The sequence below is a fragment of the Frankia sp. AgKG'84/4 genome, assembly GCF_023242965.2.
Classification (GTDB): Bacteria; Actinomycetota; Actinomycetes; order Frankiales; family Frankiaceae; genus Frankia.
This window is the reverse complement of sequence record NZ_JALKFU020000185.1, coordinates 1-9,063: the sequence shown is the minus strand read 5'-3', so window position 1 is coordinate 9,063 and position 9,063 is coordinate 1. Positions and strand designations below refer to the sequence as shown.

9 protein-coding genes and 1 pseudogene are annotated in these 9,063 nt (G+C 72.8%); 3 read left to right on the top strand and 7 right to left on the bottom strand.

The genetic code is table 11. The annotated features are described in order from the left end of the window. Positions 1-458 precede the first annotated feature (458 nt). A complete protein-coding gene (locus MXD58_RS13410) occupies positions 459-1,796 on the top strand; it encodes a glycoside hydrolase family 26 protein (RefSeq protein WP_248837606.1) in 1,338 nt (445 codons plus the stop codon). A gap of 31 nt (positions 1,797-1,827) precedes the next feature. On the opposite strand, the gene MXD58_RS13405 is transcribed toward MXD58_RS13410, so the two are convergent. The 6 genes from MXD58_RS13405 to MXD58_RS13380 form a co-directional block, all read right to left on the bottom strand. Then, positions 1,828-2,307, bottom strand: coding sequence for an NUDIX hydrolase (locus MXD58_RS13405; RefSeq protein WP_248837605.1), 480 nt, complete (start codon positions 2,305-2,307; stop codon positions 1,828-1,830). A 39-nt stretch (positions 2,308-2,346) separates the two neighbouring features. After that, on the bottom strand, positions 2,347-3,006 hold the full coding sequence (locus MXD58_RS13400) for a TIGR03085 family metal-binding protein (protein WP_248837604.1): 660 nt from the start codon (positions 3,004-3,006) through the stop codon (positions 2,347-2,349). A 46-nt stretch (positions 3,007-3,052) separates the two neighbouring features. After that, positions 3,053-3,493 carry a response regulator gene (locus MXD58_RS13395; protein ID WP_248837603.1) on the bottom strand — a complete coding sequence of 147 codons (441 nt, stop codon included), beginning with the start codon at positions 3,491-3,493 and terminating at the stop codon, positions 3,053-3,055. Next, positions 3,490-5,205 carry a sensor histidine kinase gene (locus MXD58_RS13390; RefSeq protein ID WP_248837602.1) on the bottom strand — a complete coding sequence of 572 codons (1,716 nt, stop codon included), beginning with the start codon at positions 5,203-5,205 and terminating at the stop codon, positions 3,490-3,492. Before MXD58_RS13390 ends, MXD58_RS13395 begins: the two co-directional genes overlap by 4 nt. Then, positions 5,205-6,401, bottom strand: coding sequence for a PP2C family protein-serine/threonine phosphatase (locus MXD58_RS13385; RefSeq protein WP_248837601.1), 1,197 nt, complete (start codon positions 6,399-6,401; stop codon positions 5,205-5,207). Before MXD58_RS13385 ends, MXD58_RS13390 begins: the two co-directional genes overlap by 1 nt. A 140-nt stretch (positions 6,402-6,541) precedes the next feature. Then, entirely contained in the window at positions 6,542-7,306 is a 765-nt protein-coding gene (locus MXD58_RS13380; RefSeq protein ID WP_248837600.1) for a hemerythrin domain-containing protein, read from the bottom strand. 182 nt (positions 7,307-7,488) lie between these two features. Between MXD58_RS13380 and MXD58_RS13375 the strand changes: the two genes are divergently transcribed. Next, positions 7,489-7,866, top strand: coding sequence for a hypothetical protein (locus MXD58_RS13375; RefSeq protein ID WP_248837599.1), 378 nt, complete (start codon positions 7,489-7,491; stop codon positions 7,864-7,866). A gap of 24 nt (positions 7,867-7,890) precedes the next feature. Here MXD58_RS13375 and MXD58_RS13370 read toward each other — a convergent pair whose 3' ends face one another. Beyond that, the gene (locus MXD58_RS13370; protein WP_248837598.1) at positions 7,891-8,604 is read right to left on the bottom strand and encodes a PhzF family phenazine biosynthesis protein; all 714 of its coding nucleotides are present in this window, start codon (positions 8,602-8,604) and stop codon (positions 7,891-7,893) included. 256 nt (positions 8,605-8,860) lie between these two features. On the opposite strand from MXD58_RS13370, the pseudogene MXD58_RS13365 reads away from it, so the two are divergent. Next, a pseudogene (locus MXD58_RS13365) lies at positions 8,861-9,063 on the top strand (hypothetical protein); the annotation flags it as partial.

Here is a 9,063-nt window from a genome sequence, read left to right as displayed (position 1 = left end):
CGTGCTGCGCGGCCTCGGCGGGAGCACCGAGGATCGCGAGTCGGCGGTGCGCCGCAGCGTCCTGGGCGACCTGCGGGGGGGGGGGGGGGGCCCCGCCCCCCCCCCTCAGTCCGGGCGCCCGGACGTGCACTCACGGGGAACCCCTCGTGACCTAGGGACGGCGAATCCCACCAATGGAACAAGGACCACACATCGCTCACAGCCCGATAGCTAGGGCAAATCGTGCATAACTCTCATGCCAGGACGGCGGCGTGAAAATCGTCCGTGTAATGTCTGGTCACATCTGACCAGGAAGTTGGTCGGGTGACCAGGAAGGCGGTCGGGACACCGAGGGGGTATCCCGGCCACACACCCACATCTCTGGCCGCTGCGCGACATGGAGGTCATGAGCTTCGGTTTCGAAGCCCGGGACCCGGGGGGGTTCTGACGCCGACACGCCACGCACGGAGGGATACCCGGTGAAACACCGAGTGGAGCGTCCGCCCAATCCGCCTACCACCGGCCGCGCCGGCTCACGCCGCCGCCGCAGCCGCAGCCCGCGGCGCCCTGCCTGGATCGCCTCGCTCGGCGTCCTCGCGCTGCTCGCCGCGGGACTGGGCTGGACGCTCGTTCCGAGCGATGACACCAACGACGGCTCCGCCACCGTGGAAGCCGCCGCCGCCCGGATCCGGCCACACCACCCCAGGCCGACCCCGAGGCCCACCGCGACGGCGCGTCCCGGCACCCCCGCCACCATCCCGACCGCCGGCGCGACCCCGGGAGACCCACGGGCGACCGGCTCGGGCAGCCACCCGGTCACCACGACGACGACCACGACGACGACCACCCGGCCGCCGACCGCGCCGGCCCCCACCACCCGGGCCCCACAGGCCCCGCCGGTGCCCGCGGCCCCCGCCGTGCCGGCCGGTGGTGGCGGCGGCTCCGTGCCCGGCGGGATGAGCGGCGTGTCCGCCGGCTCTCTGACGCAACTGCGGGCCTGGGAGGCCTTCCGTGGCTCCCCGGCGTCCGTCGTGATGACCTTCGCCGCCCGGGACAGCTGGAAGAACATCACCAACCCGTGGGTCGGCAGCGGACCGGAGAAGTTCTCCACGTTCCCCGGCACCTGGGTGATCTCGCAGCCGTTCTTCCCCACCGGCGGCGGCGACATGAACTCCTGCGCGAACGGCGCCTACTCCAGCCAGTGGGCCGCGTACGGCCGCTGGCTGGTCGCGAAGGGCCGCCCGGCCACGATCACCCGCCTCGCCTGGGAGTTCAACGGCAACTGGTTCCCCTGGTCGGTGTCCAAGACCAACGCCACCACCTGGGTCAACTGCTTCCGCCAGGTCGTCAGCGCGATCCGCTCGACCGACCCGCAGGCCCGCATCGACTGGGCGCTCAACGCCCACAGCGGCGGCGCCTGGTCGGTCTACCCGGGTGACGCCTACGTCGACATCATCGGGATCGACAGCTACGACCAGTGGCCGGCGAGCACCACCGACGCCGCGTTCACCTCGCAGTGCAACCAGGACACCGGACTCTGCTCGGTGATCCGTTTCGCCCGCCAGCACGGCAAGCAGTTCTCGGTGCCGGAATGGGGCCTGGTCGGGAAGTCCGACACCGGCGCCGGCAGGAGCGGGGCGGCCGGCGGCGACAATCCCGTCTACATCCGCAACATGTACAACACGTTCAAGGCGAACAAGGACGTGCTGGCCTACGAGTCGTACTTCAACGACTCCGCGGCGGGCAACGTGCACTCATCTCTGATCAACCCGACGGAGAACCCGAGCGGCGCCGCCACCTACGCCTCGCTCTGGTAAGCAGCCCGACCCCGCCGGTGCGGGCCTGGTCCTACAGACGGACCGGCCGCGCCGGCGGGCCGGACCGCAACCAGCCCTCGACCAGCCCGGCGAGGGCGGTCGGGTACACCGTCTCCGTCGTCGCCCGCAGCTGCGGCATGCTCCACCAGGCCCAGCGGAGCATCGACCGACGCTCGATCTCGGTCCAGGACGAGGAGTCGAGCTCCAGCCGGTGCGGCACCCGGGCGATGAAGAACGTCTCCGCCTGCCGGTAGTCCCGCCCCAGGTAGGTGAAGGCCGAGCGGCGGGTGGCGACCACCGGCCCCGGCTCGGCGAGGCGATAGCCGACCTCCTCGAAGACCTCCCGGATCGCGGCCTGCTCGGCCGTCTCCCCCGGATCCAGGCCGCCCCCGGGCACATGCCACCAGCGGGGCGCGGCGGCGAGGGTCGGATCATGCGATTCGAGCAGCAGGATCGCGTCAGCGGGATCGACCAGCACCACGCGCGCGGCCAACCGGGACTTCGAGTGCATGACCACCAGCCTCGCAGCCGGCGGCCCCGGGCGCGGCGCCTACAGGCCGACGGGGTTGGCCTGTAGGCGCTCGACCTCGGCCTCGGCCCCGCGCAGCTCGACCTGGGCGACGGCCGTCCGGCCGAACGCGTACAGGACGAGCTCCTCCGGCATGCCGACGATCTCCACCCCGGGCTCGCCGGAGCGCAGGACACGCCGGCCCGGCCGGTCGACGCGCTCGACCACCACGCCGACGCCGGCGCGGCGGAACCCGGCGAAGCCGATCAGCCGCAGGGCCGCCCACATCGCGCCCCGGCCCGTCTCGTCGAGCTCCCGCGGCTTCCAGCCGGGGGCGGCGCGGCGGACGTCCTCGGTGTGGACAAAGAACTCGACGAAGTTCGTCGCGTCGTCGAACAGCCCGATCCGGGTCGGCTGCCACCAGGGCGGGCCGGCGCGGAAGGTCTCGACCAGCTCGGGATAGGTGCGCGCGCGCATCGTGGCCCGCTCGGCCCGCTCGGTGAGACCGTGCAGACCGCCGATCAGCAGGCCCGGGGCGGCCCAGGGCACGTGCTCGCGGGTGACGAGGTGAGCGGCCAGATCGTGGTTGGTCCAGCCGGCGCAGAGCGTGGGATGCCCCGGGCCGAGCTCGGTGAGCAGCTCGGCCAAAGCCTGCCGCTGCACGCGGGCCCGCCGCGGGGCGGGTACCGATCCGGTCGCCATGCCCGCACTCTAGGCGATGAACCGGCCGGCGCAGCGGCAGGTGGCACTACTGACCGGGGAGCCGGGCGACGGTCACGAAGAACTCGTCGATGTGGCGGACGACGGCCACGAACCGCTCGAAATCCACCGGCTTCGTGATGTACGCGTTGGCGTGCAGGTCGTAGCTGCGCAGCACGTCCTCCTCCGCTTCGGAGGTGGTGAGCACGACGATGGGGATCCGCCGCAGCCGATCGTCCGCCTTGACCTCGCGCAGGACCTCCCGGCCGTCGCGCCGGGGCAGGTTGAGGTCGAGCAGGATCAGATCCGGGCGGGTGGCGCCCGCGTACTGCCCCTCGCCGCGCAGGTAGGCAAGGGCCTCCACCCCGTCGCTGACCACGTTCAGGTGATTGCGCAGCTTGTGGTCCTCGAAGGCCTCGCGGGTCATCAGGACGTCGCCGGGGTCATCCTCGACGAGCAGCACCTCGACAGGGACGATCGGTTCGGTCACGGGGAACCTCCGGGTGTGCTGGTGATCGGGGGAGCCTCGCTGGCGGCGGGAGCCAGGCCGGTGCTGGTCCCGCCGCCGGCGCCGGTGGCGGCCAGGATGCCGACGAGGGCGACGGGCGCGACCGCCGGGGTGAGCCCCGCCTGGCGGGGCAGGGTGAAGCGGAAGGTCGTACCCGGGTGGGCATCGGCGTCCAGCCAGATCCGGCCACCGTGGAACTCGAGGATCTTCCGGCACAGCGCCAGTCCGATCCCGGTTCCCTCGTAGACCTCACGGCCGTGCAGCCGCTGGAAGATGACGAAGATCTTCTCGGCGTACTCGGCATCGATACCGATGCCGTTGTCCCGCAGGGCGAACTCCCAGTGCTCCGGCTGCTCGGTCACCGCGAGGTGCACCCGGGGCAGCTCGTCACTGTGGAACTTCAGCGCGTTGCCGATCAGGTTGGTCAGTAGCTGGGTCAGCAGCACCGGGTCGCCCCGCACCACGGGCAGCTCGTCCGCGGTGACCTCGCCGTGCAGGCTCTCGATCGTCAGCGACAGGGTCGTGGTGGCCCGGCCGAACAGGTCACCGAGCGGCACCTCGACGAAGTTCTCCGTGGTGCGCCCGACCCGGGAGAACGCCAGCAGGTCGTTGATGAGCTGCTGCATCCGCTTCGCGCCGTCGACGGCGAAGGCGATGTACTGCGTGCCCCGCTCGTCGAGCTTGTCGCCATAGCGCCGTTCCAGCAGCTGGCAGAAGCTGGCCACCTTGCGCAGCGGTTCCTGCAGGTCATGCGAGGCGACGTAGGCGAACTGCTCCAGGTCGCGGTTGGACCGCGCCAGCGCGTCGGCCTGTGCCTCGACCGCGATGCGGGCACTCTGTGCCACCCCGAGCTCGCCGTGCAGCTGCCGGCGCATCGACTCGACGTCCGCGGCGAGCGCAACGAGGTCCGGCGGCCCGGCGGGCTCGACGACGTGGTCGAGTTCGCCGGAGGCGACCGTGCGGGCATCCCGGCCGATCTGCTCGATCGGGCGGGTCACCCAGGTCCGCAGCGCCCAGGCGATCGCCGTGAACAGCGCGATCAGCACGGCCGTGCCGATCGACAGCGCGGTCACCAGGAACCGCACCGCGCTGGTGACGTTGTGGCGGGCGATCGCCGTCCGCGCGCGCAGCGCTGTTCCCAGGTCGTCGGACGCCGCCCGGACCTGGTCGAACAGCACCTTGCCACGGGCCAGCGGCACCTGCTTGGCGGCCGCGGTCCCGCGCGAGCGCACCGCGGCGAGCGCGGGATCGGCGTAGTCGGTATGCCAGGCGCGGGTCCGCTCGTCGAGCGTCGTCACCCTGGCCAGCAGATCAGGTCGGCCAGCCAGGCGCTGGCGCAGGTCGGCGAGGTACATCTGCTCCTGGCGGCGCCCGTTGTTGAACGGGATCAGGTATTCCTCGCTGCCCTGCAGCAGGAAACCGCGCATGCCGGTCTCCTGGTCGACCAGACTGCTCACCAGCTGGGTGGAACTCAGCAGGGCGGGCGCGAGCTCGTCACTGCGGGTGTGGATCGCGTCCTCGAGCCGTAGCAGCGACCAGGCGACCGTGCCTGCGATGACCAGCAGCAGCGTCGCGGCGATCACGTAGGTCACGCCAAGCCGACGGCGCAGCAGCCAGCCGCCGGGCGGCGCCACGGCCGGCCCAGGCGTCGAGACCTGTCCCGGGGGTGAGGCCGGCTCCGGCGAGGTCGCCATCAGTCGTCCCCCCAGAGCAGGAGCAGGAGGGCGACGTCGTCGGTGAGCGGGCCGCCGTTGCGGGCCTCGACCCGGTCGATGAGGGTGTCGAGCAGATGGTCCGGGCCGCCGACGGGCCACAGGCGGGAGATCTCGGGCAGTACGCCCTCCCAGCCCAGCGGTTCCCCGCCAGGGCCGTCGCGCCCCTCCAGCAGGCCGTCGGTGGCGAGCAGCAGCGCCCAACGGGAACCGAGGTCGACGTGGACCTCCTCGGTCAGGTCCACGTCGAGGATGCCGAGGGCTGGGCTGACGACGTCGCCCGGCAGGGCGGCGAGCTGGGGGTGCAGCAGGGCCGGCGGCGGGTGGCCGGCGAGGCGCATCCGCGCGCTGGCCCGGTCGGGCGCGACCGAGAGCGCGCAGACCGTCGCGAAGATCTCGTCGTGCAGGCGCTCGCTGACCAGCACCCGTTGCAGGGCGCCGAGACGGTCGGCCTCGGGGACCCCCGCGAGCACGAGGGTGCGCCAGGCGATGCGCAGGCTCACCCCGAGGGCGGCCTCGTCCGGCCCGTGCCCGCACACGTCCCCGAGCAGGATGTGCACCGTGCCGTCCGGCGTCGACACCATGTCGTAGAAGTCGCCGCCGAGCAGCGACTGGCGCCGGCCGGGGCGGTAGCGGACGGTGTGTCGCAGCCGGCGGTCGTCGTAGAGGGGGCGGGGCAGCAGGCCGCGTTCGAGGCGGGCCCGCTCGTTGGCGCGCAGCTCCGATTCGCGCAGCGCCCGGGCGGCGGTGTCGGCCCGCTTGCGCTCGATGGCGTAGCGCACGGCGCGGACCAGGTCTCGGCCATCGACCTGGCCCTTGACCAGATAGTCCTGGGCGCCGCCGGCCACCGCCTCGGCACCTCGGTACTCGTCGACGAGGCCGGTGAGCACGACCACCGGCGCGCCCGACTCGACCGCGAGCAGCCGGCGCAGCGCGGACAGGCCCTCGCTGTCGGGCAGGCCGAGGTCCAGCAGGACGCAGGCACTCCCCGCGCTGCCACGCACCGCTTCGGCCACGGTGCGTACCCGGGTCACCTCGACCGGCGCCGCGGCCTCGTCGAGCAGTTCCGCGACCAGATAGGCGTCGGCGTCGTCATCCTCGACGAGAAGGATCGGCCAGATCACGTTCGCCGGCTCGGACTCCGACGCGCGGACCGCGGCGCTCTCGGTTGCTGACACTCTCTCCTCGGCAGTGCGATGCGCGGGCTATTTCGGCCCATCATGGACCCGAAGCATGGCATGTCGAGGGGCGAACGCGTGGCGGGGAGCACCGAACGGGCAGACCGCCCGGCCCTGGTCAGCGACCTCTCACCATCAGGTCAGGGCATATCGGCACTGGACCGGGGGGATTTCGTACCCGGCAGCGCCGGTTCCCCGCCGGCACCGGGGGTCTGGGCGGCCGGCCACTCCGGGGCGGGAGACGTCGGGCGGCCCAACAGGTACCAGCCCCACAGCCCGGCGGGCGCGGGCGCCCGGACGGGAGCGCCGGCCACCTCCCGGGCGTCCATCACGTCCAGCAGGTGGTCGACGGTGCCCAGCACGCGAAGCGCCAGGCCGCCGCCCACGGCACCGCCGTGCCCGAGGTGCGGGTGGGGGCGGGTCGGGGCGTGGCGCATGGCGGCGGCGAAGCGTCCGAGCAGGCGGTGCCGCTCGGAGTCGGTCAGCCGTTCGTCGAGCTCCCGGAGCAGCTCGTCCTCGGCCCGCGTGTGCGCCTCGAGCAGCGCGGCGAGGTCGTGGCGCAGGCTCGCGACGCTGTCCGCCGGGTGTTTCAGATCACCCTGCACGTACTGCTCGATGCCTCGCATCACCGAGGAGCACCGCCGCGCCAGCCGGCCGAGCTCGGCGACCCGCGGCCGGCTGCCCGGCACCCGGTGGGCCAGCTCCGGGTAGACCACGGCCTCCATCACACTGAGGTGGGCGGAGATCGCCGCGACGGCGGCGTCACTGGCGTGCAGGGCCTGTCTCGGGTCGGACGGGGGGCCATCCGGGGCCCCGGCCGCGTCGCCGGAGCCACCAGCCATCCCGACGAGGCGGGCGGCATCCGAGTGCGCCGCGTCCACCAGGGTCATCAACGCCTCAGCCATGGTCACCTCGCCGGTAGGAGACAGATTCCTTACGGAAAGTTGCCGATAACTCGAAGTTACGCCCGGATGACGACGATCGCATCCCGACCCTCATCACGCAATGCGATCGCTGCCTGAACGAAACGTGCCAAACTCCTGCCGGCACGCCTACCCTGCGACAGCTTTCGACTACCATCGCCTCCATGGCTGCCAGCAATGTCCCCCTAGCCCGGGACCAGGCGATTTTTGCCGCTCGCTCGCGTCTCGCCGACCTCCGCCGCCGCTTCCTCGGCCGTGACCTCCCGCCGCTGGGCAGCCTGATCGTTCGACATCAGGTGGCGATCCCGGACGGGGCCGAGTGGCCGTGGGCGAAGGTGTCCACCTGGCCGAGTCCGACCGTGCTGCGCGGTCGCAGCCTGAACGACGGCGCCCACCCGTCGCTGGCCCACATCCGGATGGGCGCACTGCTGCGGATCCCCAGCGCCGACGTCATCGACTGGGCGATCATCGACGCCCGCGGGGAGATCACCGAGGGCGCCTGGACCCGCGCCCTGCGCTCCCCGGCCGACGCGTCCGGCTGAGGCCGCCGCCTGCGCTGCGCCACCTCAGCGGGCGAGGAACTCGTCGAGATCGTCGATGAGCCGTCTCTCGTCCTCCACGACGAGGCCACCGACGTCCGCGAAGCCGGCCGGGCCGGGCGCGGCCAGCACCACCGACCCGACGCCGTGGCGGATCTCCAGGCGCCGGTCCAGCTCGACGGCCAGCCGCATCGACGCCGATCCGCAGGCCTCGTCCTCGGCGACCCCGTGCCGCTCGCCGAATGCCCGGGCCCGCACGAGTCCGGCCGGCTCGGCCAGCCACGCCCAGACCTGACGCAGGTCCTCACCGGCGGGACGCGGCAACGTGAGCGCGTCGACCTCGGCCGGGCCGGCCACCTGGTGATGCGTCCAGCCGGGCAGCCCGGCCAGCGCCGCGCGGACCCACACCCGACCGTTCTCCTGCCAGCTCACCGCGTCACCACCGGCTGGCCGCAGGACGGCCGGATGCCCGCCGACGAGCCGGCCGAGCAGCCAGGCCGCCCCGACGAGCGCGTCACCCGCCGTCGGCAGCTGCCGCCCGGGGGTGTAAACCGCCAGCTCGGCGAGTTCCACGTCGTCGACGAACACCGTGGCCGCCGCACCGAGGCGCCGCGCGGCCACCGCCCGCTCCCGGGCGTCGGGCAGTAGCTTCGCGGCATCGAGCACGACGTCGAGCAGGCCGCCCGCGGCACCGGTCTCGTCGGTGAACACCCGAAGTCTGCGTACCTCGATCTCCGACACCTTCGCCTCCCATCACCGGCGTGCGCCCACTGACCCGTGCCGGTCCGTCAGTTCCCGCACTACGCACCGGACGGGTCACCGTCACCAGTTTCCGTCCACGCTGACACAGTCAACCTGTCCATGCGGTCAGTAGCGGGGATCACCTCGTGGCCGCGGCCGTCGCCTTGTCACCATGGGACGCGCCCGACATGGGCGGACGCCGTCGACCGGAAGCAGACCGGCCGGTCCCGGCGCGCCGAACTCCAGGGAGGACGCGATGACGCGAGACGACTCGACTGTTCCGTCGCCGGCGGATCCGAACGGCCCCGGGCGCCCCGAGGCGGACCATCCCGTGCTCGATGCTCTGGAGCACGCCTCGGCGAACGCGCACCGGCTCGCCGGCGCGCTGAGCCGCCCGGCGGTGTCTCTGGTCCGGGTCGGCCGCAAGCGCCGCCGGCCGCGCTCGGCGCCGATCCCGGC

What these genes read in the sequence shown, in the direction of transcription:
- MXD58_RS13405 (WP_248837605.1), bottom strand. Translation starts at nt 2,307, where the DNA reads ATGCACTCGAAGTCCCGGTTGGCCGCGCGCGTGGTGCTGGTCGATCCC.
- MXD58_RS13400 (WP_248837604.1), bottom strand. Translation starts at nt 3,006, where the DNA reads ATGGCGACCGGATCGGTACCCGCCCCGCGGCGGGCCCGCGTGCAGCGG.
- MXD58_RS13390 (WP_248837602.1), bottom strand. Translation starts at nt 5,205, where the DNA reads ATGGCGACCTCGCCGGAGCCGGCCTCACCCCCGGGACAGGTCTCGACG.
- MXD58_RS13380 (WP_248837600.1), bottom strand. Translation starts at nt 7,306, where the DNA reads ATGGCTGAGGCGTTGATGACCCTGGTGGACGCGGCGCACTCGGATGCC.
- MXD58_RS13375 (WP_248837599.1), top strand. Translation starts at nt 7,489, where the DNA reads ATGGCTGCCAGCAATGTCCCCCTAGCCCGGGACCAGGCGATTTTTGCC.